This window comes from Magnetococcus sp. PR-3 (assembly GCF_036689865.1).
In the GTDB taxonomy this organism is placed as follows: Bacteria; Pseudomonadota; Magnetococcia; order Magnetococcales; family Magnetococcaceae; genus Magnetococcus.
Genome location: NZ_JBAHUQ010000047.1, coordinates 1 through 24,975, shown reverse-complemented (window position 1 = coordinate 24,975; position 24,975 = coordinate 1). Strand labels below are relative to the sequence as shown.

22 protein-coding genes are annotated in these 24,975 nt (G+C 50.2%); 10 read left to right on the top strand and 12 right to left on the bottom strand.

Translation table 11 applies throughout. The features are described 5' to 3' along the window. Positions 1–281: 281 nt before the first annotated feature. The 7 genes from rsmG to rpmH form a co-directional block, all read right to left on the bottom strand. On the bottom strand, positions 282–929 hold the full coding sequence (rsmG, locus tag V5T57_RS19505; protein ID WP_332892942.1) for a 16S rRNA (guanine(527)-N(7))-methyltransferase RsmG: 648 nt from the start codon (positions 927–929) through the stop codon (positions 282–284). A gap of 9 nt (positions 930–938) precedes the next feature. Continuing rightward, positions 939–2,738: a tRNA uridine-5-carboxymethylaminomethyl(34) synthesis enzyme MnmG gene (gene mnmG, locus V5T57_RS19500; RefSeq protein ID WP_332892941.1), complete on the bottom strand. Its 1,800-nt coding sequence runs from the start codon at positions 2,736–2,738 to the stop codon at positions 939–941. Positions 2,739–2,855: 117 nt separating this feature from the next. Continuing rightward, positions 2,856–4,262 carry a tRNA uridine-5-carboxymethylaminomethyl(34) synthesis GTPase MnmE gene (gene mnmE / locus V5T57_RS19495; RefSeq protein ID WP_332892940.1) on the bottom strand — a complete coding sequence of 469 codons (1,407 nt, stop codon included), beginning with the start codon at positions 4,260–4,262 and terminating at the stop codon, positions 2,856–2,858. Between the two features lie 143 nt (positions 4,263–4,405). Then, positions 4,406–6,091, bottom strand: coding sequence for a membrane protein insertase YidC (yidC, locus tag V5T57_RS19490; RefSeq protein WP_332892939.1), 1,686 nt, complete (start codon positions 6,089–6,091; stop codon positions 4,406–4,408). Between the two features lie 21 nt (positions 6,092–6,112). Continuing rightward, a complete protein-coding gene (gene yidD, locus V5T57_RS19485; RefSeq protein WP_332892938.1) occupies positions 6,113–6,322 on the bottom strand; it encodes a membrane protein insertion efficiency factor YidD in 210 nt (69 codons plus the stop codon). Positions 6,323–6,332: 10 nt separating this feature from the next. Continuing rightward, entirely contained in the window at positions 6,333–6,713 is a 381-nt protein-coding gene (gene rnpA, locus V5T57_RS19480) for a ribonuclease P protein component (protein WP_332892937.1), read from the bottom strand. A gap of 126 nt (positions 6,714–6,839) precedes the next feature. After that, entirely contained in the window at positions 6,840–6,974 is a 135-nt protein-coding gene (gene rpmH / locus V5T57_RS19475) for a 50S ribosomal protein L34 (RefSeq protein ID WP_332892936.1), read from the bottom strand. Positions 6,975–7,384: 410 nt separating this feature from the next. Here rpmH and dnaA point away from each other — a divergent pair, with 410 nt between their 5' ends. From dnaA to ggt, 5 genes are all read left to right on the top strand, one after another. Then, on the top strand, positions 7,385–8,731 hold the full coding sequence (gene dnaA / locus V5T57_RS19470; protein ID WP_332892935.1) for a chromosomal replication initiator protein DnaA: 1,347 nt from the start codon (positions 7,385–7,387) through the stop codon (positions 8,729–8,731). 48 nt (positions 8,732–8,779) lie between these two features. Beyond that, positions 8,780–9,910, top strand: a complete 1,131-nt coding sequence (gene dnaN / locus V5T57_RS19465) for a DNA polymerase III subunit beta (protein ID WP_332892934.1) — start codon at positions 8,780–8,782, stop codon at positions 9,908–9,910. A 10-nt stretch (positions 9,911–9,920) separates the two neighbouring features. Next, positions 9,921–11,057: a DNA replication/repair protein RecF gene (gene recF / locus V5T57_RS19460; protein WP_332892933.1), complete on the top strand. Its 1,137-nt coding sequence runs from the start codon at positions 9,921–9,923 to the stop codon at positions 11,055–11,057. 128 nt (positions 11,058–11,185) lie between these two features. Next, a complete protein-coding gene (gene gyrB / locus V5T57_RS19455; protein ID WP_332892932.1) occupies positions 11,186–13,627 on the top strand; it encodes a DNA topoisomerase (ATP-hydrolyzing) subunit B in 2,442 nt (813 codons plus the stop codon). Between the two features lie 799 nt (positions 13,628–14,426). Further along, positions 14,427–16,184, top strand: coding sequence for a gamma-glutamyltransferase (gene ggt / locus V5T57_RS19450; RefSeq protein WP_332892931.1), 1,758 nt, complete (start codon positions 14,427–14,429; stop codon positions 16,182–16,184). A 288-nt stretch (positions 16,185–16,472) separates the two neighbouring features. On the opposite strand, the gene V5T57_RS19445 is transcribed toward ggt, so the two are convergent. From V5T57_RS19445 to V5T57_RS19430, 4 genes are all read right to left on the bottom strand, one after another. After that, entirely contained in the window at positions 16,473–17,135 is a 663-nt protein-coding gene (locus V5T57_RS19445) for an FkbM family methyltransferase (RefSeq protein WP_332892930.1), read from the bottom strand. A gap of 215 nt (positions 17,136–17,350) precedes the next feature. After that, on the bottom strand, positions 17,351–17,524 hold the full coding sequence (locus V5T57_RS19440; RefSeq protein ID WP_332892929.1) for a hypothetical protein: 174 nt from the start codon (positions 17,522–17,524) through the stop codon (positions 17,351–17,353). A 197-nt stretch (positions 17,525–17,721) separates the two neighbouring features. Then, a complete protein-coding gene (locus V5T57_RS19435; RefSeq protein WP_332892928.1) occupies positions 17,722–17,844 on the bottom strand; it encodes a hypothetical protein in 123 nt (40 codons plus the stop codon). A gap of 91 nt (positions 17,845–17,935) precedes the next feature. Beyond that, the gene (locus tag V5T57_RS19430; RefSeq protein WP_332892927.1) at positions 17,936–18,592 is read right to left on the bottom strand and encodes a hypothetical protein; all 657 of its coding nucleotides are present in this window, start codon (positions 18,590–18,592) and stop codon (positions 17,936–17,938) included. Between the two features lie 157 nt (positions 18,593–18,749). On the opposite strand from V5T57_RS19430, the gene fliQ reads away from it, so the two are divergent. The 5 genes from fliQ (at position 18,750) to alaS (ending at position 24,154) form a co-directional block, all read left to right on the top strand. Then, on the top strand, positions 18,750–19,019 hold the full coding sequence (fliQ, locus tag V5T57_RS19425) for a flagellar biosynthesis protein FliQ (RefSeq protein WP_332892926.1): 270 nt from the start codon (positions 18,750–18,752) through the stop codon (positions 19,017–19,019). A gap of 10 nt (positions 19,020–19,029) precedes the next feature. Then, entirely contained in the window at positions 19,030–19,830 is an 801-nt protein-coding gene (gene fliR, locus V5T57_RS19420) for a flagellar biosynthetic protein FliR (protein ID WP_332892925.1), read from the top strand. A 30-nt stretch (positions 19,831–19,860) separates the two neighbouring features. Next, positions 19,861–20,928: a flagellar biosynthesis protein FlhB gene (flhB, locus tag V5T57_RS19415; protein ID WP_332892924.1), complete on the top strand. Its 1,068-nt coding sequence runs from the start codon at positions 19,861–19,863 to the stop codon at positions 20,926–20,928. Positions 20,929–20,964: 36 nt separating this feature from the next. Next, positions 20,965–21,417, top strand: coding sequence for a regulatory protein RecX (locus tag V5T57_RS19410; RefSeq protein ID WP_332892923.1), 453 nt, complete (start codon positions 20,965–20,967; stop codon positions 21,415–21,417). Positions 21,418–21,517: 100 nt separating this feature from the next. Further along, positions 21,518–24,154: an alanine--tRNA ligase gene (alaS, locus tag V5T57_RS19405; RefSeq protein ID WP_332892922.1), complete on the top strand. Its 2,637-nt coding sequence runs from the start codon at positions 21,518–21,520 to the stop codon at positions 24,152–24,154. Between the two features lie 74 nt (positions 24,155–24,228). On the opposite strand, the gene V5T57_RS19400 is transcribed toward alaS, so the two are convergent. After that, positions 24,229–24,777, bottom strand: a complete 549-nt coding sequence (locus V5T57_RS19400) for a hypothetical protein (protein ID WP_332892921.1) — start codon at positions 24,775–24,777, stop codon at positions 24,229–24,231. Positions 24,778–24,975: the final 198 nt, after the last annotated feature.

The window sequence follows — 24,975 nt, the reverse complement described above, 5'->3', positions numbered from 1 at the left end:
ATGGTGGGACATGGTGGGACATGGTGGGACATGGTGGGACATGGTGGGACATGGTGGGACATGGTGGGACATGGTGGGACATGGTGGGACATGGTGGGACATGGTGGGACATAGCAGACTGCACAGCTCGCAGTTAATCTTCGAAACTCATTCAGCGCAACAAGAAGGAAAGTTAAACTGCAAATATTGAAAAAACAATCGACACCAACCACTATTTTTTATAACGCAAAACACCCGCTGACCAACCACAAACACTCATCGACAACACCCACAAGCCCTTTCTATTTCTTTCTCAATACAACAACACAGCTCAACCGACCATGAACATCTACCCGCCTTACTTCTTCAACATCATAAAAGTCTGCATATGTAGTTTTTTCGAAGTCAGACAACTCCCTTTCATACTCAGGACCCTTAAGCAAAACAAAAGACGCCCCCGGCTTCAACATCGCATCACCCAACGAAACAAGCTTTGATACGTCAGCTAAGGCGCGTGAAGTAACGACATCAACCGCAGGCATAGCTGCAGGGCAATTACCACCCAACACCTCCCCATAAACCCACACACCATCAAGGTCGAACATGCTTTTTATATGCGTAAGAAAACTAACTTTCTTCTGAACCTTCTCAACCAAATGCATCTCCACCTCCTTATCATCCAAAACCAAAGAAAGTGGAAGGCCGGGAATACCCGCCCCCGTTCCTATATCTGCCACAACCTTACCAGCAACAAACGGAAGCAACACCAAAGACTCAACAATATGTCGAGACCATATGGTTGTCTCAGTACTCTTCCCTATCAGATTAATCCTCTTATTCCACAACAACAACTCTTGAACATAACCAGCAAGGCGCCCTTTAGCACCATCATGCAACTGCAAACCAACTGCATCTACACCAGCTTGAGACAACAACCCATGAACATCCATAACCACCACCTACCGCAAACCAAGATAGATTAAAACATTCACAACCGATGCTGGTGTAACACCTTTTGTATTCACAACATCAGAAACCGTCCTACAACCAGAACCAACCAGACGCGCTCTAACTTCATTAGACAAGCTAGGAACCTTTGACCAATCCATATCACCCGGAATCCGATACTCTTTATATCTCTCTACACGATCCATCTCACTCTTAATTTTACTTTCATATCCACGGTATACCACATCATTTTTAAGAACCTCCAACACACCAGAAGAAGCGGCATCAACCTGAAGAACATCTGCCACAACACTCAAATCACAATCTGTTCTTTTTAAATAGTCCTCAACCACACCGCCGCCAAACTTAATACGCTTCACCATATTCTGCAAACTCGCGTACTGTTTTATTTTCTCCTGATGGCGACTCCAACGCCCACCACCCACCAAACCCAACTCTCGACCCAACTCCGTCAACCTAAAGTCTGCATTATCCTCCCTATGCAGTATCCTCAACTCACTTCTAGACGTAAACATCCGGTAAGGCTCATCCACACCCCTAGTGACCAAATCATCAACCAACAAACCAACATACCCAGACTCTCGCTCGAACCTAAACTTCTCTTTTCCTAAAGATGTTCTGGCAGCATTTAACCCAGCCACCAACCCCTGAACCGCAGCCTCTTCATAACCCGTTGTTCCATTAATTTGACCCGCTAAATACAGACCATCATACGTCTTGACCGCCAGAGAATGATCTAACTCTGTAGGCATCACCATGTCATATTCAATCGCATAACCCGGCCTAACAATCTGGGCCCCGCTCAACCCTTCAATCGACCGAACCATCTCCCACTGAACATCAACAGGCATAGAAGTGGATATACCATTCACATATACTTCATTTGTTGAAACACCCTCAGGCTCTAGAAACACCTGATGCGTATCCCTTCCTTCAAATTTTTTTATTTTATCTTCAATAGACGGGCAGTACCGAGGACCAACACCTTCGATCTGACCTGAATACATCGCGGACCGATGAAGGTTGTTTTGAATGATCTGCTTAGTACGCTTGGTCGTGTTGCCTATCCAGCACGAGACATGAGGCCTACACACCTTATCGTGAATAAACGAAAACGGCGAAGGCGACACATCACCATCCTGCCTCTGCAACGCTTCTACATCAATTGTACGAGCATCTAAACGCGGAGGTGTGCCTGTCTTGAAACGAGCCATTTCTAAATTTAGCGATTTCATGGAAACTGCCAACGGATGACTCTCTTTGTCACCCAAACGCCCAGAAGGAAACTGCCTATCACCAATATGTATCAAACCATCCAAGAATGTACCAGAGGCCAACACAACTGACCTGCACCCATACAACTCACCCCAGTCGGTTTTAACACCAACAACACACTTCCCATCAAAAATAATATCTACAACCTCACACTGACGAAGCTCTAAACCACCCACAACATCTAACTCATGCTTCATGTTTTTTCTGTAATCTGCCTTATCCATCTGCGCACGCGAACCATGAACAGCAGGACCTTTACGCCTATTTAATTTCTTAAACTGAATACCACTCTTGTCTGCGACGACACCCATCAAGCCACCAAGCGCATCCAACTCCTTTACCAAATGCCCCTTACCTATCCCTCCAATTGCTGGATTACATGACATTTGACCAATAGCATCGATAGACTGCGTACAAAGAAGCGTACGACACCCTAAAGAAGCAGCCGCATTCGCAGCCTCACACCCAGCATGGCCAGCGCCAACAACAATCACTTCATAGGTCTGATCAAACATTTACACACCCTCAAAACCATCAAATTCACGCTTTTTTACATGTTTCACGTGAAACACACTTCCATCCAGGTTTCACGTGAAACCCCACCAAAAACACAGTGTTTCACGTGAAACACCCTACTTGCCAACGCAGAAATTGCCAAATATCTCTCCAAGAACATCTTCATAATCTGTCCCGCCTATTAATATGCTTAATTCATCGATAGATTTTGCTAATGGCTCGGCTACTAGCTCTAGCCACTGGTTATTCCTCAATAATTCAATAGCTTCTTCATTTAAATTGCATGCCTTTTGTAAGGCTTCCTGCTGCCTCATAGCCATAACAACAGCACCCTCACCCTGCTCAGGCACATTAGCCATGAGTTGTATAATATGATCAACCACACTGTCTAAACCCACTCCGTTGGTACAGGAGGTTCCACATACTTTGTCACTCGGCCAATCATCAACAGTTGCAGGCATCACCCCACCACTTTGGTCCAACTTGTTCCATACCCACAACGCACGATCGGTTGGTAAACGCGCTAAAAGCTCTTTATCTGCACGCGTAACGCCCTGATCTGCCTCCACCACAAAGACAATGGCATCCGCCCGCTCTACACGCTCCCACGCCCGGTTAATACCAATTTGCTCAACCACATCATCACTCTCTCGCAAACCAGCTGTATCCACCAACACCACTGGCAACCCATGAATGACCAAATTACTCTCGTTGATATCCCGTGTTGTACCCGCAATATCCGTAACAATGGCCCGCTCTTCACCAGAAAGTGCATTAAACAAGCTGGATTTCCCCACATTGGGTCGCCCTACAATGGCTAACTCAAACCCTTCTCGCATTTGCCGACCCAGTTCAGCAGAGCCTAATAAGGTCTTTAATCCTGACTGGACAAAACACAAACGATCCAACAACCCGCCATCCGAATCTGGCTCAATATCTTCATCAGAAAAATCCAATGCCGCTTCCAGGTGGGCATAGGTCAAAACCAAATGTGCCTTTAATTCTGTAATTCGTTCGGATAACGAACCCACCATCTGCCGAGAAGCTTCCCGTGCCGCCCTTAGTGTACTGGCTTCAATAAGGCCCATTAAAGCCTCAGCCTGCACCAAATCCATCTTACCGTTTAGGTACGCACGCTTAGAGAACTCACCGGGATCAGAAGGGCGCACACCGCTGCGTACAAGTATCTCCATAACACGTTTAACAACGACCGGAGAACCATGGCCATGCAGCTCCACCATATCTTCCCCAGTAAAAGAGCGGGGGTTGGGAAAAAACACCACAAGCATATGATCCAGGGGTACCTCTGGCATGTCAGGATCAAGAAAATCTAAACGCTGCATAAGGCGGGGCTGAAAAGCGTTTTCTGACACTTTTGCCCCTTTTGGGGTCACCAGGTGCGGAACAACTTTTGAGAGGATTCCTGGGCCGCTCAGACGCACAACAGCCACACCAGAGGTGCCGGGGGGTGTCCCCATGCCAATAATACAATCCTGCTCATGCAGTTGTGGTGTCCGTAACATCTTCTCGTTCCCTAAAGCCAAGTGTCAGAGCATAACCTTTTGGGGGGCTACAGAAAGCAACCTCACCCCATTAAACCACGAATGGGACCCGAAGTTGCCTCCGGATCCCATTCTTATTTTAGCCGATTCCTCTTTGGGAAGAATCAGATTTTCTCATGTTCCATCTGCTTCATAATGTAGTACTGCTGAGCAATGGAAAGCACGTTGTTCACCAACCAGTAAAGAACCAGACCTGATGGGAACGACAGGAACATCACGGTAAAGATCACCGGCAAGAACAGCATAATCTTTGCCTGCATGGGATCAGATGGAGTGGGATTCAACTTTGTCTGCAGGAACATGGAGGCACCCATGAGCAACGGCAGAACATAGTAGGGATCCATCGCTGAGAGGTCAGGAATCCACAACATAAAGGGTGCGTGGCGCATTTCAACAGAGAGGAACAGCACCTTGTAGAGCGCAAAGAAGACTGGAATCTGAACCAAAATAGGAAGACAGCCCCCCAAAGGATTAACCTTATGGGTTTGATAGAGCTTCATCATCGCTTCATTCATCTTGTTGCGATCACTGCCATGCAGTTTTTTGAGCTCTTCAATCTTAGGCTGTAGCTTCTTCATGGCGTTCATAGAGCGGTAGCTCTTACTCGCCAGAGGATAGAAAACCAGTTTGATACCCAGCGTCAGCAGCACAATGGCGACACCATAGTTCTGAACAACCGAATAGAAGAAGTTAAGAACCTTAACCAAAGGGGCCGCCAGGAAATGGAACCAGCCATAGTCAATGGAACGCTCCAAAGCCAAGCTGCTACCTTCCAGAATATCGATCTCCTTGGGGCCAACAAACAGGTCATACGATGCAGAGAATGACTGGCCAGCAGGTACAATCACACTGTTATCAACCATACCTACCCGGTAGTTGGGGCGGTCATAATCGAAGTAAAAGCGGCGGGGTTGGGCCTGTTGAGGTAGCACGCTGGGTACCATGGCAGCCAGGAAATATTTATCGCTGATACCACTCCAGCCCGCTTTACCATTAACGATGATATCCTCTTCCACAATTTCATCGTAAGCATACTGGTGGCGCTCATCATCCAGAAAAGCCATAGGCCCCTGGAAGTCAGCCATGGCCATCATATTATCTTCTTTGATGATGGGAATACGCTTGAGCTGGCTATAGTGGTGAACCCCTAGGTCTGAACCACTATTGTTGACAATGCGGTCTTCAACTTTGAACAGGTAACTGTCTTCTTGGAAGGTAAACAGCTTTTCAAACACCACGCCGTCACTGTTTTCCCAAACCAATGTGAAAGTACCCTTACCTTCAAGTGTATCTTCACCAACCAGCTTCCACTGGGTATTGACATCAGGTGCCTGCACCGTGCTGCCATTCGCCGGCAGGAAGCTACTTTCCTGATAGAAGGACTCAACAGGGTTAATACCCATGAAGGAAATCGGGTTTCCATCAAGCACATCGGTATGCTTAATGAAATCCATACCCACCAAGCGTCCACCCTTGAGGTTTAGCTTGCCTTTTACCAGGCTGTTTTTAAAGGTCAGCAAACTGGCGGCATCTTCATTAACGGCTTGTTGAATGGTAGCCATCGGTTTGGGGGCACCACTGCTCATACCTGCAACAGGGGGGGCACTGCTATCTTTAGGTTGGGTTGGTACACCAGACGAATTTCCAACCTCAGCTGGATCCGTAGTTTCACCGGCCTGTAGCTGCTGCCCGGTCAACTCTGCAGGAGGATACTTCCAAGCCATATAGAACTGGAAAGCAGTAAGCAGAACAAAGGAGAGTACAATGGCAATGAGTGTGCGCCGATCCATGATTCACCAAGATTGCGAGGTTTAAGGGACGGGGTCATGCCCGCCTGGATGCCAGGGATTGCACCGCAAAATGCGCCGAAAGGCAAGCCAAGATCCTTTTAGAGCCCCATGTTTTTTTAACGCCTCAATGGCGTACTGGGAGCAAGAGGGACTATGACGGCATGAGGGCGGCAAAATGGGTGAGATGAATAGCTGATAAAACCGGACCAGTAAAACAAGCAAACGACCCATAGCAGCGCTCTCAATTCTTCACATCACGCCAATGGGGTTTGAACAGTTTGTTCAACTCCGAAAGCAAGTCACTGTTATTCATGGTCCCTGCACGATGACGGGCAATCAGTACAAAATCCCGTCCATCCGGCAAACGGTAGCGGTTGAGACGAAACAGCTCTCTGGCTAATCGTTTGATACGGTTACGTACATGGGCTTTGCCCACCTTGCGACTAACAGTAAAGCCAATTCTGGGGGCTAGACCGCTGCCATCACGGCTATAAAGCACAAAGGCACGGCTCTGTCTGCGTTTTTGAGCCGCCAGAACCTGACGAAATTGCTTGGCATTAAGCAGACGGGCAGTTTTGGGAAAACCAGCCTGTTGCGGTGCATGCGCGGGTACGTCGTTCAATACAGCCCTCATAGCAGTGGCGCAAAGGGTTCGATCCTACCAGACACAGCAAACCACGAACCGTCAGCAGTTCGTGGTTTGCAAGTATCCATGTGTGCCGAAATAATTCGGCAGCGCGATCCAGATTTACGGAATCAGCGCCTTGCGACCTTTACGACGGCGTGCAGCCAGCACTTTACGGCCATTTTTGGTGGCCATGCGGCTACGGAAACCGTGGGTGCGCTTACGACGAATTTTACTGGGTTGGAAAGTCCGTTTCACGGGTTCCCCTCCTCTTTTCGGGGTTTATCGGAACATGTTCAAACAGCGCTGTGGCGGCGGTATTGTGGGGCTCCCTGCCCGCACCGACACGCCTCCGAAAAGCCCCAAACCCCTCTAGAAAGTGGGGAAGGAACAGGGGGGTGCGCCGTCCTATAAGCACAAGTCGTTTGACGAAAACGCACCATTGTAGCCAAAGTTGCTAAAGGGTCAAGCATTAAATGACCGATAGTACGCGCGCGTTTGTGAATCTTCTATCCATTGAGGCACACCCCATTCCCGAGTACCATGTGATGTTGCGGTTGTGCCGAAGGATCCTTTTTCACACAACCAGAACCTATATGCAGTGATTTTTAAAGGCGTACGCCCCTAGGGCTAGGCGCCCCTGCCCGGCGGGAGGGCACAGAGGGACAATGCAGGATATTTGGTCCAAAGTGATGGACGCAGTGGCCGAGCAGGTCTCGGCACAGGTGTTTGAGGCATGGATACGCCCCCTTAAAGCAGGGGGTGCAATCAATGACGGCCAGTTACAGGTTTTGGCCGTGAACGATTTTTCTGCTGACTGGGTAAAAAAGCGATATGGCGGGTTACTAGAGGATATCTTCAGTGAACAACTGGGTGAGCCAGTTACCCTACTGTTTGCGGCTGACCCAGAGCTGGATAAACCCCAGGCCTCTAAAACTGAAACGGTTGTACCGACCCAAGTGGCCAGTAGCAACGAGGAGGAACAGGAGACATTCCAAAGCGGATTGGATCCCCGTTACACCTTTGACAGCTTTGTGGTCGGTGGCTGTAACCAGTTTGTTCATGCCGCAGCCGCACGGGTAGCCGAGGCACCAGCTGCCGCCTATAACCCCCTGTTTATTCATGGCGGGGTTGGCCTGGGTAAAACCCACGTGATGCAAGCGATTGGCAACCGGGTTTTGGAGATTGACCCCGACAAACGGGTGCTCTACATCTCCTCAGAAAACTTTATGACCCAGTTGATCAACTCCCTACGCTTTAAACGGGTGTTTGATTTTAAGGAGAACTTCCGCTCTGTAGATGTTCTGCTTGTTGATGATATTCAGTTTATTGCGGGTAAGAAGGCGACTCAGGAAGAGTTTTTTCACACCTTTAACGCCCTCTATGAAGCCAAAAAACAGATTGTCATGACCGCCGATAGCTTCCCCCATGAGATTGAGCAGTTGGAGGAACGTCTACGCTCCCGTTTTGGTATGGGGTTGGTCGCAGACATGCAGCCACCAGATCTGGAAACCCGTGTGGCTATTTTGCAGAAAAAAGCAGGCAATGAGGGTATGCGCCTAGCCGATGAAGTGGCCTTTTTTCTGGCGGATGCCGTACAGACCAACGTGCGAGAGCTGGAGGGTGCCTTAATCCGGGTATCTGCTTACGCATCACTGACGGGTAAGCCCATTACCATGGGTCTGGTCAAGGAGTCGCTCAAGGATATTGTACGGGGTCAAGATCGTACGGTAACCGTGGAACAGATTCAAAAAACGGTGGCCAACTACTACAAGGTCAAGGTAACCGACCTTTGCTCCAATAGCCGTTCACGTATCTTCAGTCACCCCAGGCAGGTGGCGATGTATTTGTGTAAACAGCTAACCCAACACAGCTACCCGGAGATTGGGCACCGGTTTGGTGGCCGTGACCATACCACCGTACTGTATGCGGTGGGTCAGGTAGAGAAGAAACAGGGGAAGACCCCGGCCCTGGCCGATGAGTTGGAATCCCTTAAGAGCATGTTGCAAAAATAACCGGCTCCGAACTTACGAGAGCCGGATAAGCACAAGAGTGAGGCACCCATGGAATTTCACGTTAGCCGCGAACCCTTTCTCAAGGCCCTGCAGCGTCTGCAGACAGTGGTGGAGAAACGCAACACCATGCCCGAGCTGGGCAATGCCCTGTTGGAAGCCAGTGAAGAGGGATTAACCCTGACCGCAACCGACCTGGAAGTCTCCATGAAAAGCCGCTGCCCTGCAGAGGTGGAGAACATCGGTTCCATTGCGGTCTCGGCGCGTAAACTTTTTGAAATTGTACGAGAGCTCCCCCAAGACAACCTACGCCTGCGTAGTGAGGCTGGGGAACGCTTGGTCCTAACCTGTGGCCGAGCCCGCTTTACCCTGGTGGGTATTGCCGCGGATAAATTTCCGCCCTTCCCAGAGACAGCCCAAGGACAAAGCTTTACGCTGGATGGCCCACGCTTGGCTGAGATGATCGCCAAGACCCACTTTGCCATGAGCCAGGATGAGACACGCTTTACCCTAAATGGTATTTTACTGCACATGGTGAGTGCGGCCGATGCCAACCAGGAGGGTGAAAATGGCTTAGTCCGTATTGTCGCTACCGATACCCACCGTTTGGCCATGGCCGAAATGGCCCTGGATATCCCTGTGGATGAGAGTGCAGAGCTGATTATTCCCCGTAAAGCGGTGCAGGAGATCCGTAAGCTGGTGGAAGAGGATGAAGAGGCAGTGGATCTGGCCTTGGATGAGAAATTCATACGCATTACCAAGCCAGGCATTGTCTTGACCTCCAAGCTGGTCAGTGGTCGTTTTCCCAACTATCAACGGGTCATCCCCAGTGAAAACCCGCACCTGTTGGAGCTGGAAAAAGAGCCTCTGTTTGGGGTGGTTAAACGGATGATGGTACTCTCTCACGAAAAATCCCGTGGTATCCGTATGGCACTGGCCAATGACCACATAAAAGTGAGCGCTCAAAACCCAGAGCAAGAGGCTGCCGAAGAGGAGATGCCCTGCTCTTTTGCCGGTAAAAATATGACGGTGGGCTTTAATGCCCGCTATCTTCAAGAGATTGTCTCGGTCGCCAATGGCGATACCGTACGTATGAAACTTAGAGATGAAGAGTCACCAGTACTGGTCGAAGAGAACAGTACAACAGGTTATCTCTATGTATTGATGCCCATGCGGGTGTGACGACAGCTCCATGCGATTGGATCGGTTGACGCTGCGGGATTTTCGCAATATTGCCGCAGCAGAACTTGTTTTTGGCCCTGGTTTGAACCTGATTACCGGTCTGAATGGCCACGGCAAAAGCAACCTGCTGGAGGCCATTGGCCTTTTGGCGACTGGCCGTTCCTTTCGGCGTGCCCCATCCGGTGCGTTGCGGCGACATGGTCAACCCTGGTTTCATTTACGGGGAGAGACCACTGCGCGGGAACTGGACCACCGCTTGGAGTTCTTTGGACAAGCGGGCCGCCAGGTGGTCAAAATTAACGGAAAAGCCGCTTCAGCGGCTTCCGCTATGGGGCAAGCTCTCGCAGCCGTAATCGTCACGCCAGACTCTCTACGGTTGGTTCAAGATGGCCCAGGATTACGACGTGGCTTCATGGACTGGGTGGCCTTTACCTGTGGTAGGCAGCAGGGGGCACTGAGCCATGCAGTGGTGGCCAATGACTACCAAAAAGCCCTAAAAGCCCGTAACCGGTTACTGAAACAGCCACGGGTTCAGCCACCAGAGTGGGACGCCTGGGAGGCTCAACTTGCGGCTTTGGGGGCGAAGATGGTGTATAACCGCCACGAGACCCTAACCCGTTTACAACCCCACCTGGACACTATTCTCCAGGATCTGGGTATTGCGGAGCGACTGAGTATCACCCTGAGTTGTCAGCTGGACCGACACAGTAAGGGCTGGACCACGGATGAAACCGAAGCGACCAGCATCTATCGCCGTCTATTGGCTGAGAACCGTGAAGGGGAGCGCCGTAGCGGGGGCACCGGTTATGGCCCACACCGGGATGATCTGATTTTAAAGCTGGATGGCCACCCCCTGGCCCGCTTTGGCTCCCAGGGCCAGCAAAAACGGGCAGCATTGGCGCTTAAACTGGCCGAGGCCGCCCTTTTGGAAGAGCAGCAAGGGGAGCCCCCCCTTATTGTACTGGATGATCCTGCGGCTGAACTGGACAGTGATGGTATGAGCCGTTTGATGCAGCTCTTGGTACAAAAAGGCAGCCAGATTTTTGTGGCCAGTTGCCGGACCGAAATTATCCCCTGGTCTGGGCCTGTTCAACAGCAGTTTGAGGTTGATCAAGGGGTGTTTAAAATTTTTGAAAATTCGCCGTAAATTGTGAGAAAATGGATTGTTTTTAGCCTTTTCAATGTTTCACCCGTTGCCGCAGTTTTTGACCACGGGACCAGAGAGAATGGATGCCATCTCTGGTGGCAGTCACTCAAGAAGAGAGAAGATCACCCATGACCACGGAAAACGCACCTGAAGCCCAGGACGAGAATGTCACCTATGACTCCAGTAATATCAAGGTGCTCAAAGGGCTGGATGCGGTACGCAAGCGTCCCGGCATGTACATCGGTGATACCGATGACGGTACTGGTCTGCACCATATGGTATTTGAGGTGGTGGATAACGCCATCGATGAAGCTCTGGCGGGCCACTGTGACCGGGTGGAGGTGATTCTGCACAGCGATGGTAGCTGCTCAGTCACGGATAACGGACGGGGTATCCCCACCGATATCCATGAAGAGGAGGGACGTAGCGCTGCTGAAGTTATCATGACCGTGCTGCACGCCGGTGGTAAGTTTGACGACAACTCCTATAAAATCTCCGGGGGTTTGCACGGTGTGGGTGTCTCCGTGGTGAACGCCCTGTCAGAGACACTGGAGCTGACCATTAAGCGGTCTGGTGAAGTGCACAAGCAGATCTATCACCTGGGTGAGCCTGAAGAAGCTCTTAAGGTGATTGGTAATACGGGCGAGTCGGGTACAACGGTACGCTTTAAACCCAGTACAGAGATTTTCCACAATGTGTTGGATTTCTCTTTTGACACCCTCTCCCAACGTCTTCGAGAGCTCTCATTCTTGAATGATGGGGTGCGTATTTACATCCACGATGAGCGTGACGACAAGAGCCATGACTTCTTCTACGAAGGGGGCATCCGCTCTTTTGTAGAGCACCTGAATAAGGCCCGTACACCACTGATGGATCCGCCCATCCACTTTAAAGATGAGCGTAATGGGATCTCCGCCGAGGTCTCTTTGCAGTGGAATGATGGCTATCAGGAAAATATCTTCTGCTTTACCAACAATATCCCCCAACGGGATGGTGGTACCCACTTGGCTGGTTTCCGTGGTGCTTTGACGCGTACCATCAACAACTATGCATCCACGAACAACCTTTTGAAAAAAGAGAAGGTATCCATATCAGGAGATGATTGCCGGGAAGGTTTGACGGCGGTGATCTCTGTGAAGGTCCCTGATCCAAAGTTCTCCTCCCAGACCAAAGACAAACTGGTCTCTTCCGAGGTACGGCCGGTTGTTGAAAGTGTGATGTCTGACTCATTGTCCACTTTCTTTGAGGAACATCCTCAAGAGGCCAAGTCCATCATCGCCAAAAGCGTCGAGGCCGCCAACGCTCGTGAAGCCGCCCGTAAGGCCCGTGAATTAACGCGCCGTAAGAGTGCCTTGGAGGTCTCTTCTCTACCCGGTAAATTGGCGGATTGTCAGGAGCGGGACCCCGCCAAGTGCGAACTCTACCTCGTGGAGGGTGATTCTGCTGGAGGCTCTGCCAAACAGGCCCGTGATCGTAAGCATCAAGCGGTTTTGCCACTCAAAGGTAAGATCCTTAATGTAGAGAAAGCTCGCTTTGACAAGATGCTCTCTTCCCAGGAGGTTGGTACGCTAATTACCGCTCTGGGTACCGGTATTGGCCGGGAAGAGTATGATATTGAGAAGCTGCGTTATCACCACATCATCATCATGACTGACGCGGATGTAGATGGTGCGCACATTCGTACACTGCTGTTGACCTTTTTCTACCGTCAAATGCCGGAAATTGTGGAGCGGGGTCACCTCTATATTGCCCAGCCACCTCTCTACCGGGTCGCTAAGGGTAAACAGGAGCAGTATTTGAAGGATGATGATGCGCTCAACCAACTCTTGATGAACTATGGTCTGCATGGGGTTGAAGGTCGTAATGGCGACAAGGTTATGGATGAACAGGCGCTCCTGGAGCTGGTACGGGATGCCGCCAAGTATCGTAAGATGCTGGACCGTTTAGGTCGTCACCATGACGCTTTAGCCTTGGACATTGCCGCCAGTGCCCTGAACATTGATGAGTCCATTTTAAAAGACAAAGCCGCAGCCGGTGCATTGCTGGAGACCTTTACCCAGATGTTGCAGGAGCGTGGGGGTGAAGAGGAGCGTTTACAGGTCTCCTTAATTCACGACCCTGAGACCAGCAGTGAGGTTATTTTGGTCGAACGGGCTGTACATGGCATGTTGCAGTTTACCCGCATCAACTTGGCCATGGTGCACTCAGCAGAGTATGCCACGATGTTAAAGATTGCCATGAGTTATGAGGCACAGATGGGTCATAATGGCCTATTGGTTAAAAATGAAAAAGAGACACCCGCAGGACGTGTTGCAGACTTCCTGGAGCTGGTCTTGACCGAAGGTCGCCGTGGCCTTTCCATTCAGCGTTATAAGGGTTTGGGTGAGATGAACCCTGACCAGTTGTGGGAAACCACCATGGATCCTGATGTGCGTACACTCTTACAGGTACGGGTGGATGATGCGGTGGGGGCCGATGAAGTCTTTACCACATTAATGGGTGATACCGTTGAGCCACGACGGGATTTCATTCAAGAGAATGCTTTGAATGTGACCAATTTGGATGTTTAGGTTGGTACTGTAAAAAACAAATGGATGGGGGCCTTGTGCCCCCATTTTTTATGCCTTTTTGTACGGTTTCATAGCCCCAAAGGATCTTTAACCAAAGCCTTGGCCAACGACATAAGCTGTACACTATTGCCTGTATGCAGGTCCTGGCTATGATCCAATTAAGAGGGATTTTTAAACTTCTCATCACCACTATATTAGCACTATTGTATTTTTGTCTGCCGCTAAAATAAGCCAGTGGATGGGGGTATTATGCCCAAGTTTTTATACATTCTTAAGTTACTTTATATGCTTTTACAATCGCTTATACATTATTATGGCGCAGTAAGATAAACGCTTTTGCCCTTCTATACGGGTCCAGGACTATGATCGGATTAAGGGGGTTTTTAAAGCCACTCATTCCTATTATATGAGCGCTAATGTATACAAACCCATTTTTGATTTTAAAAGAAGGGTCTATGCAAAGAGGTCACACGGCCACCCCTTGAACCACAGTGGACTCTTGGCTCAGAGTATCCCCCCTCCTCATAGGAATGCCTTACTGTAAGTATGGTGGACTGTTCTCTATAGCCTGCCCATGTATCCCCCATATCGCAGATCGCCACCCGCTCAAGAACCAAGCTGCCGTAACCAAAAGTGGTGACTTGGCGCCGGTATAAAAAAGGGCGCGAATAAGATAAAATCAAGCAAAGACACAGGGAAAAAGAGGATACTTAACCATCATCTTATGCCGATGGCCTACAAGCCATAGACCCGCACACGTGTTTAGTATCCAAAGACCAACAACATTAAGCTGGACACCATGACTAGCCGATCTCTTTTATTGCTTATCCTTTTTCTGTTCACCCTACCCTACCCGGCCCAGGCCAATGGTTGGCGTCAGGGTGTGGTTTCCGTCTCCAACCGCTATGCTGCGGAAGCCGCCCTGAATATGCTCAAACAAGGGGGAAATGCCATGGATGCCGCTGCTGTGGCACACTTGGTTTTGGCCGTGACGGAGCCCTATGGTAGCGGTATTGGGGGTGGCAGCTACCTGTTGCATTACGATGCCCAAAATAAATCTGTCCATGCCTGGGATGGACGGGAAGAGATCCCCGCCCATTTTGACCCCAGCAGTTTTTTGGATGCTGAAGGTGACCCGGTACCCTTTCAACAGCGTTCAACAGGGGGGAACCCCGTAGGGGTGCCCGGCTCCCTGGCCCTCCTGGATGGTGCTTTAAAAGCCCATGGGACACGAACTTTGGCTGATGTACTGCAACCGGCCATTCGTCTGGCCCGCCAAGGTTTTACCATCGATGGCCCCTTGGCCCGTGCCATTGAAGGAGAGCAAGGTCGCCTAAGCCAGGATCGTGCTTCAGCGGCTCTATACCTACACCCTGACGGTACCCCCAAGGCTGCGGGAGAGCAGATGGTTAATAGCAACCTGGCCATCACCCTTACCCGTATAGCCCAGGAAGGGGTTGAGACCTTCTATAAAGGGGATATTGCACGGGATATCGCCCATGCTGTGCACAAGCACCCTTCTAACCCTGGTACATTGAGCCAGGATGACCTGGCCAACTACCGAGCCGTTCAGCGTCGCCCGGTCAAGAGTGGATACCGCGGGTTAGAAGTTTATGGCATGCCCCCTTCCAGCAGTGGCGGCCTGACCTTAGGACTGATCCTACACATTTTGGAAGGCACCGACCTGCCCAGTCTGACCTGGGGCTCCCCCACAGCTCTACAACGCTTGGCAGATGCGCAAAACATGGCCTTTGCTGACCGTAACCGCTATATGGCCGACGCCGACTTTGTGCTGGTACCGACCTCTGGTCTATTGGATCGGGGTTATGCCATGCAACGGCGGGAGCTTATGCACCCTTTTAACGCACTGGTCACACCGGTAGCCCCTGGTATACCCCCTGGCTTTGAAGAGGCGCCTATGGCCCCTTCAGAGAGTGAAGAAGGGGCCTCTACAACCCACCTCTCCATTATTGATAAGCAGGGGAACATGGCGGCACTAACAGCCTCTATTGAACGCCGTTTTGGTGCGGCCCTGACTGTGCCGGCACGGGGATTTACCCTCAACAGTGAATTGACCGACTTTTCTCCCCATATCAAAAAGGGCAATCAGCATATTGCCAACCGTCCGGACGCCCTCCGGCGGGCACGACGCTCCGCTTTGGGAGAGGATGCCACAACCATGGGGGGTAAGCGCCCACGCAGCAGTATGACCCCCACACTGGTTCTACGCGGTGGTAAACCCTATCTGGCATTGGGCTCCCCCGGTGGGTCACGGATTATTGGGATTGTGCTAAATGTGCTCACCAACATTGTCGATTTTGAAATGGACCCCCAGTCCGCAGTCTCAGCCGCCCGTATGGTGGCCCGTAACCGTGGTGTGGATCTGGAACCAGGCCTATTTGCAGACCGAGCCAGGGTTGCAGTGTTGGAAGCCAAAGGATTAAAGGTACGTAAAAGCCGCCGTTTTGGTTCCGCTCAGGTGGTACAGATGGCACCTGATGGCCAACTGAGTGGGGGATCTGACCCCCGCCGTGAAGGGGTGGTACTGGGCTATTAGGTAAATAACGGCCAAAAAAAGCCCCTATGGCTAACCATGGGGGCTTTTTATTATGGAATGTCTATCAAGCAGAGTCCTGGTCGTCAGTCGTTCAGAAGCTCGTTTGAGTAGTGGATTCCTGGGATGGCATAAAGGTCTGTATAGCCAAAGAAGCCTCAGCTTCTTCAGGATCAAGCCGAGATTGTCACCAATCCCTGTGAACTAACAGGGTGATACACGACCTGATTACGGATAGGGATTTGAGATGACCCTTTTGATGAAGGGTCCAACCTGGGATCATAGTGACAACTAGGACTGACGCTTGAAAAGCCAGTCAATCTGCCGATCACCAATGCGTGCGATCAGTGAATAACCCATTTTTTCAAGAGTTTCAGAGGCCAAATCAGGTTGGCCATACAGGGCATTCAACTCCATTTTGTTTTCCATAAGTATGACCGGAGAAAATTGCTGAATTGTCCTTTGCGCTCCGATCAATGCGCGTGCTTCGAATCCTTCTACATCTAGCTTCAAAAAGTCACAAGCGGATAGCTGAAAAGAGTCAATGGGGCGGGTGGTGATGTCTCCAGGACCAACAACCCGAGCACAGACGGTACGGGCATCACCACAACTGATCGCAACCGACTCAGTGTCATTGGATAGCGCACAGCGGTGTGGGGTGACGATTTCCTTCATCCCCCAACTCTCGATGTTTTTGCATAGACATGCATATGCTGAAGGGTGAGGTTCAAACGCTTCTACCCGTTTAAAACGGGTGGCCATGACCCGGCTCCAAGAGCCAATATTGGCACCAGCGTCGATGGCCAGCGTCCATCTGTCTACATGGGACAAAGCCTCCTCTAGATGGTGGATTTGGCAACCCCCACGATTTTCAAAAGATTCCCGCGACCGCTGAAGGTGTAGCCCTTCTTTGCAGTCTTCATCTGGAACCCAAAAATCACCAATTTTACGCATGTCTCATTTCCTCTACGTAAGGGTTTGGAAAGTCACTGGTTAGGTGTCCACCAAGTTAAGTCGCATCGCCAAAGATCTCAAACTGTTTGGAGCTTGTAAACACCAAAGCAGAATGTATTTGTTCTCTAAAAAGTAGGCCGCTAAAACGCTGCTTGAAGCGTCGTAGGCCATCGGTAAATTAATCGTGCTGCCACACCAAGGTTCGGAATACCTCTTCAGGCTCTGAAGGAGGCAATGGGACGTAGCAGACCGGAAGCGGCAAATTCAGCCAACTTACGACAAACAAGCCGGTCGGTTTTATTGGTTGAGCTGACGGGTCGAAAAGTACGGCTTGGTGCAGCCACGGTGATAGCCAGCCCTAATCGTACAAAGCACTCGGGCCAAACCATAACCGATTGGTCCAGCTTCCTGGGCAATCATACCCACAGTCACCGGTAGGGATTGAAGCATTTAGAACAATGTAGATGGTTCCGGGGCATGGTCAGATCTGAGTAATACCACGCTCCAGTTCTACTTTTTTTGTACATCCAGGCCGACGTAGACCGTGACTGACCACAGCCATAATCCAAAATGTTGGCAAAAGGGGCTATCTTCTTTTAACCCAAGGCGCCACAAACTCAATCTGTTTCTCCGAAGAGGTTCCATAACGCGGAACAGCTACATGGATTTGGCGATACTGCTCAATCAACCGCTCTTTACGGCTGCTCAAAATAATCCCTCTCGACCAGTTTTACGGTGGAATACACCCAACTGGGCACCAAGCGGCCCATAAAGGGGCCCAACTTAAGTGCATGGATCCATCAATCGGAGACAGGACGGATCACCCCATTGGCCTCTGATAACTGGGAACGTAGTTGATCAGCCTCATGACGGGTGCGGTCCAGCGCCTCTTCCGCACTTTCCAAAGATTCATAGGATACCGTAAGTCGGCTTTTTAGGGATTCAACCCCTGCCGTTTGACCTTTGGTCAGCTTAGTGATGCGCTTTTTAATCTCATAGTAGGCTTTGCGCTCTCTCTCTGTAGAGACCTCAGGATACTCCAGGGACATATCCTGAGCCTTTTTATATTGGGTCCGTGCCTGACGCAGGGGTTTTTCCATATTTTTCAGGGTCAAATCAGCAGAACGCAACTCCTCTTCTAAGTTAGCAAACTCTGCCCGCCGATGGGTGACCTCTTTGAGTAATTGGGTAAAACGCCCCTCTAAATGGGCAATACGGTTATTTAATGCCTCCACATCGGTGGCAAAGGTCATGGCGTCATGATTGGTCTGTAGAGGAACCGTACGGGCATCTTTGGCCTTCGTACGGGACATTTTGACACTGACGTCCAAAGCCTCTTCGTGGGTATCTCCAGAAGCATATACAGGCATAGTAATCAACAGCATAAGCGCTGTTAGGGCAAGGTGACGCATGGGTTTAAGCTCCCCAATTTTAGGCGGTCTAATATCCATTTTCATCACACAAAGACCCAAAAAACAGGGGCTGAGTGACAGGGTGTTTTGGGGATTCTTTGAAAAAAACATGCCAGAGAGGTGTTAACATCCCTGTGGCTTATGCTTTCTTCGGGTTATGATGGGGAATAGATCCACGTTTGTGTGAAGGACCACTCACATCATGACCGTCGACACCGTCCAAAATCTGGTGGTTGAAGCGCTACGCTTGGCCCTGATGATATCAGCGCCCATGCTGCTCACAGCGCTGGTTGTGGGTATCACCATCTCTCTGCTGCAGGCTGTGACGCAGATTCAGGAGATGACGCTGACCTTTATCCCCAAAATTCTGGCCACCTTTGTGGCTCTGATGCTCACCCTGCCCTGGATGATCCAGAAGCTGACGGACTATTTCCGCCATCTTTTCGACACCATCCCGACCCTAATCGGTTAGGGGGTTAGGCGTGGATCCCGCTGCCATGATGGACTTTTTCGGCTTCACCACGGGTGAAGTGGAACGTATGGTCCTCATTATGACCCGCCTAAGTGGGCTCTTTATGGCAGCCCCGTTTTTCTCTCGAAACGTTGGCCCAAGGCGGATTCGGGTTATCCTGCTCATGTGGATTACCGTGGTCTTATACCCCATTGTTCCCCCCTGGCCGGGTGAGGGTAATGGGGATATTATCCGCATGATGTTTACCGGCTTGGTTGAGCTGTTTATCGGGGCGATGGTAGGCATGATTGCCCACTGGGTTTTGGTCTCTGTTCAGGTCGCGGGTACCATGATCGGCTTTGAAATGGGCCTGTCTATGGCCATGGTGATGGACCCAACTTCAGGTGTACAGGAGGGTGTGCTCTCCAACCTGCTCTACCTGCTTGGTCTGATGCTCTTTCTGATTATTGATGGCCACCACTGGCTTTTGGAGGGAATTGCCCGCTCCTTTGTCAGTATGCCACTGGGTAACCCCCTACCCTATGGCGAGTCCATGATCACACTGGTGATACAGGGCATTGTCCATATGTTTGAACTGGCACTGCTGTTGGCCTCTCCGGTCATTGCTGCGGCCAAGTTGCTCTACTTGGGTATGGGCTTGATCAACCGGGCCTCTCCTCAGATCCAGGTCTTTTTCCTGGCTATGCCCATTGCCCAGATGATGGGTTTTCTCATCCTGGGCCTTACTCTTTCCATCTTCGGTCAGCGCCTTATGCGGGAGATGGAACTGTTTATGAACCTTGCCTTCCGGGTGGTCGGGCTTACACCGTAACGCCGACCATGATTCAAGGAGACGAATACCGTGGCTGATGAAGACAAGGAATCCAAAACCGAAGAACCCACCCCCAAACGACTCGCTGACTCCCGTAACAAAGGTCAGGTCGCAACCTCTAAGGAGGTTTCCACCGCCTTATTGATGTTGGCAGCTTTGGGTGCTTTTTTAATGTCGGGTGGGGAGCTGTGGCAAGCGCTGCAAAATAAAATGCGCTTTTTCCTCTCCGGCCAAATTTCTGATGATGTGACCCCCACAGGGGTCAGCTTAATTTTTAATGAAGTCATCAAAGGTGTGGTGCTGGATCTGTCCCCTTTCTTTTTGCTGTTTATTATTGTCGCCATTTTGGCGGGTATTCTTCAGCACGGATGGTTGATCAGCTTTGATCCACTCATGCCCAAAATTTCTAAGATTAATCCGTTACAGGGCATTAAGCGTTTGGTCTCCATACGCTCATTGGTAGACGCCTTAAAATCCGTCATTAAAATTGTGGTGATCAGTATTGCGGTCTATCTGGCCATGCGCGATAACATTGACCAAATTTTGGGTTTGGCTGATACCACCATTGCCGAGTTTACATCTCTAATGCTGAACGATGCATTGGGGATTTTGTGGCGGGTAGCTTTGGCTTTTTTGCTCATTGCTGTATTGGATTTTCTCTATCAAAAACATGAGCATGTTAAAGGCCTGCGGATGAGTAAGCAGGAGATCAAGGATGAGATGAAGCAGATGGAAGGTGACCCTCTGCTCAAAGGTCGTATTCGTCAAATCCAGCGGGAACTGGCCCAAAGCCGTATGATGCAAGAGGTACCCAAGGCCGATGTGGTGATTACCAACCCCACCCATTATGCCTGTGCCTTGCAATATACACCCGGTGAGATGGCGGCCCCTAAATTGATCGCCAAAGGTAAAGGGCCCATTGCTGCCAAAATTCGTGAACTGGCCGATGAAAACAAGATTCCCCGGATCGAAAATCCACCATTGGCCCGGACGCTCTATCGAGATGTGGAGTTGGATCAGTTAATTCCGCCAGAACTGTTTAAAGCTGTGGCTGAAGTGTTGGCGTTTATTTTTAATACTAAAAATAAGGCTGCATAGGTTTCTATTACCATGATAGCCCAATGAATATCATCCATGACCGATGCCGAACTCTATGATCAAGCCCTGCGCTGGCTGGGCCGCCGGGAATATGGCGAAATGGAACTGCGCAAACGCTTATTGACCCTGCCGGAAAGCTCCATGGACGGCATCAATAAGGTGGTTAGTCGACTCATTGAAATGGATTACCTTAGCGATCAACGCTATGCCCAGGCCATGGTCAGAGATCGTGTTAGACGGGGACAAGGTACCCTACGTATCCGCAATGAACTGCGCCAAAAGGGAGTCCCCTCCCCCATTATTGAGTTTGCCATCCAAGAACACGCCCCGAGAGAAGATGCCCAACAAAATGCCCATCAAGCCCTGGCCAAACGCTTTGGAATACAGCCTCCTGAAGATATAAAAGCCCGCAAAAAACGTCATGATTTTCTAGCCAGACGCGGTTTTGATGGCGAAACCATTCGGATGGTTCTTGATGCCTTGGGCTGAAAACCGTATAAACAACCGTTTGGGGTTTTGTTTTTCGCTCCGTTTACACCCATACCATCGTGGTATGGGCCTCTAAGAATGTTGAGTAGGTGAATCAAAGATGACCGGTAATGAGATCCGTAAGCGGTTTATAGAGTTTTTCCAAAAACATGGGCACAGCCATGAGGAATCCTCCAGTCTGGTACCGCGTAACGACCCAACCCTACTCTTTACCAATGCCGGTATGGTCCAATTTAAAAGCCTGTTCCTGGGCGAAGAACACCGAGACTATACCCGTGCGGTAACCTCCCAAAAATGTGTGCGTGCGGGGGGGAAACATAACGATCTGGAAAATGTGGGCCGTACAGCCCGCCACCACACTTTCTTTGAAATGCTGGGTAACTTCTCTTTTGGCGATTATTTTAAAGAGGATGCCATCCGCTTTGGTTGGGACTTTGTGACCAAAGATCTGGGGATTGATGCCACCCGTCTGCTGGTGACCGTCTACAGCAAGGATGATGAAGCCTACGACATTTGGACCCAAAAAATGGGTCTACCCACTGATAAAGTGATCCGTATTCCCACCAATGATAATTTTTGGTCCATGGGAGATACCGGTCCTTGCGGCCCCTGTAGCGAAATATTCTACGACTATGGTCCCTCTATCGCTGGTGGCCCTCCTGGTTCTGAAGATGAAGATGGCGACCGCTTTGTGGAGATCTGGAATCTGGTCTTTATGCAGTATGACCGCAGTGCCGATGGGGAGATGACTCCCCTGCCCAAACCCAGTATTGATACGGGTGCTGGCCTGGAACGTTTGGCCTCGGTTCTACAGGGCAAAACCAATAACTACGATACCGATCTGTTCCAGCCCTTGATCAAATCTGCCGCAAGTCTGGCAGGGGTTGATGAGCACAGTGCCAGTGATGAACAACTGGTCTCGTTACGGGTGATTGCAGATCATATCCGCTCTGTAAGCTTTTTAATTGCTGATGGTGTTCTGCCCTCCAATGAAGGCCGTGGTTATGTTCTACGCCGTATTATGCGCCGCGGTATGCGCCATGGCCGCCTTTTGGGCCTAGAGCAGCCCTTTATGCACAAACTGGTTGAAACCCTGGGTGCATTGATGGGGGATACCTACCCCGAACTGACCGCCCAGCGTAAAACCATTGCCATGGTGATTGAAACCGAGGAAAAGCGTTTTGCCGCAACCCTTGGTACGGGGTTGAAACATCTGGAAGAGGCTGTTTCTGACCTGCGTATGGGGGATGTGTTGGAGGGTAAAACCGTCTTTACCCTTTACGATACCTATGGCTTCCCTGTGGATCTAACAGCCGATATTCTGCGTGACCGGGAAATTGGTGTTGATCAAGAGGGTTTTGAAGCCTGTATGAAAGAGCAGCGGGAACGTGCCCGTGCCGCTTGGTCTGGCAGTGGTGAAGAGAGCCTAGGTGCCCTATACCACCCTCTGTTGGAACGTGTGGGAAGCAGTGAGTTTTTAGGTTATGTGCACGAGTCGGCCTCCGCCAGTGTGGTGGCACTGATCAAGGATGGTGAAGAGGTGGAGTCCCTCAACTCTGGGGATAAAGGCTCCATTGTCTGCAACCAAACCCCCTTCTATGGGGAGTCCGGTGGTCAGGTCGGCGATCGCGGTACCATTGAACTGGCCGACGGTGCCCACTTTGTGGTGACCGATACCCAAAAACCACTGCCTGAACTGATTGTACACCACGGTAAAATGGAACAGGGCACAGCCCGTGTTGGAGATCATGCTGATCTGTCTGTGGATGGTGAGATCCGTCAATCCATCCGTCTACACCACTCAGCCACCCACTTGATGCACCACGCCCTGCGTGAAGTGTTGGGTGATCATGTTAAACAGGCTGGTTCCCACGTTAGTGCCGACCGTCTGCGTCTGGACTTCTCCCACTTCCAAGGTATGACAGAGCAAGAGCTGCGTCAGGTTGAAGATCAGGTCAATGCAGCCATTTTGGATAATGCCAGCCAAGAGACCGCTGTGATGTCTCCCAAAGAGGCTGTGGAAGCTGGTGCCATGGCCCTGTTTGGCGAAAAATATGGCGATGAGGTCCGGGTGGTTCGCATTGGGACCAGTATGGAGTTGTGTGGAGGTACCCATGTCAACCGTAGTGGGGATATGGGGGTCTTTCATATTGTCTCAGAAAGTGCGGTTGCTGCCGGTGTACGGCGTTTGGAAGCAGTTTGTGGAGGTAGAGCACGGGATATCTTCCGTGATGACCAAAACCGCTTAAAAAGCGCTGCAGCCATGCTCAAAACCCAACCAACCAACTTGGCCGAAAGTATTGAACGCTTGATGGCCAAGCAAAAAGAGCTGGAAAAAACACTGGAGAAGATGCAATCGGCTCAGGCTGGTAATCTGGTGGATGATTTGGTTGGTCAGGCGGTAGAGATTAACGGTGTTAAACTGCTGGCTGTCGAGGTCAAAGGGGTTGATGGTAAGGCCCTGAGGGATATGATGGACCAGATTAAGGATAAACTGGCTTCTGGTATCATCCTTTTGGCCCTAGGTGGAGATAAGGTCTCCCTGGTTGCTGGTGTAACCAAAGATCTGGCAGGTAAAACGTTAAAAGCTGGTGATCTGATGAAGTTTGCCGCCCCGATGGTGGGTGGTAAGGGGGGTGGCCGCCCTGATATGGCCCAAGGTGGCGGTACGGATCCTTCAGGTATTCCAGCCATGCTAGAGGCCATTCCCAGCTGGTTACAAGAACAGCTCAGCTGATCTTTAAAGATTAAAAACATAAAAAGGAGCTGAACATGTTGTTCAGCTCCTTTTTTTATAGGGGTTCATACGGTTTATTTAGGGGGGGTTATCGCCACCTTGGGTGCTGCTGGTGTTGTAATGGTTACAGGTGCTTTAAGTGTGGGTAGCTCAGCTTTAATCAAAGGTACAACATGTGTGAGCAGCATGGCAGACTGAGTAGCATATTGCTCCTTGGTAATGGCACCATTGATATAGGCAATACATAGGTTAAACAGACCATCCCTATAGAGCTGTACCCCTTGGGAACGGGTAAAAATAGAACCAATTTGGGAGGCAAAGGCTGACGCCAACTGTGCGGAACCTTTTCCTTGCCCAACAATGTCAGCAGAGGCCATGGCCTGCAAAGTGGAGCTTATGCTGGCTGCTGCATCTGCCGAGGGCTCAGCACACACCCGTTTATCTTTAAGCAGCTGGATCAAAAAGACCCGCCTGTCTGGTGTGGTGGAGAGTGTTCCAGCCGCATATTTTCCCTCCTCTGTTTTAATGACATCCTCAATCACCGGTTTATACCAAATACTTTGACAGCCGGTTAATGCCATACCAAAAAATACCGCTAAAAAAAGCGTGCTTAATTGCCTCATTTTTTCCCCCTAAACGAAATTATTTAGACCTGTTAAAATGATAATAAAATTATATTCGCTATTCAATACATTCAAAGTAATTATATTATCTCTAAAATATTTCATTTATCATTACTTTTTGTCATTGTATATTCCCTAACAAACCCCCTTAATATCGGGCGTTCTTACCCCATTGTTTACGCAACAAGCTTACGTTTA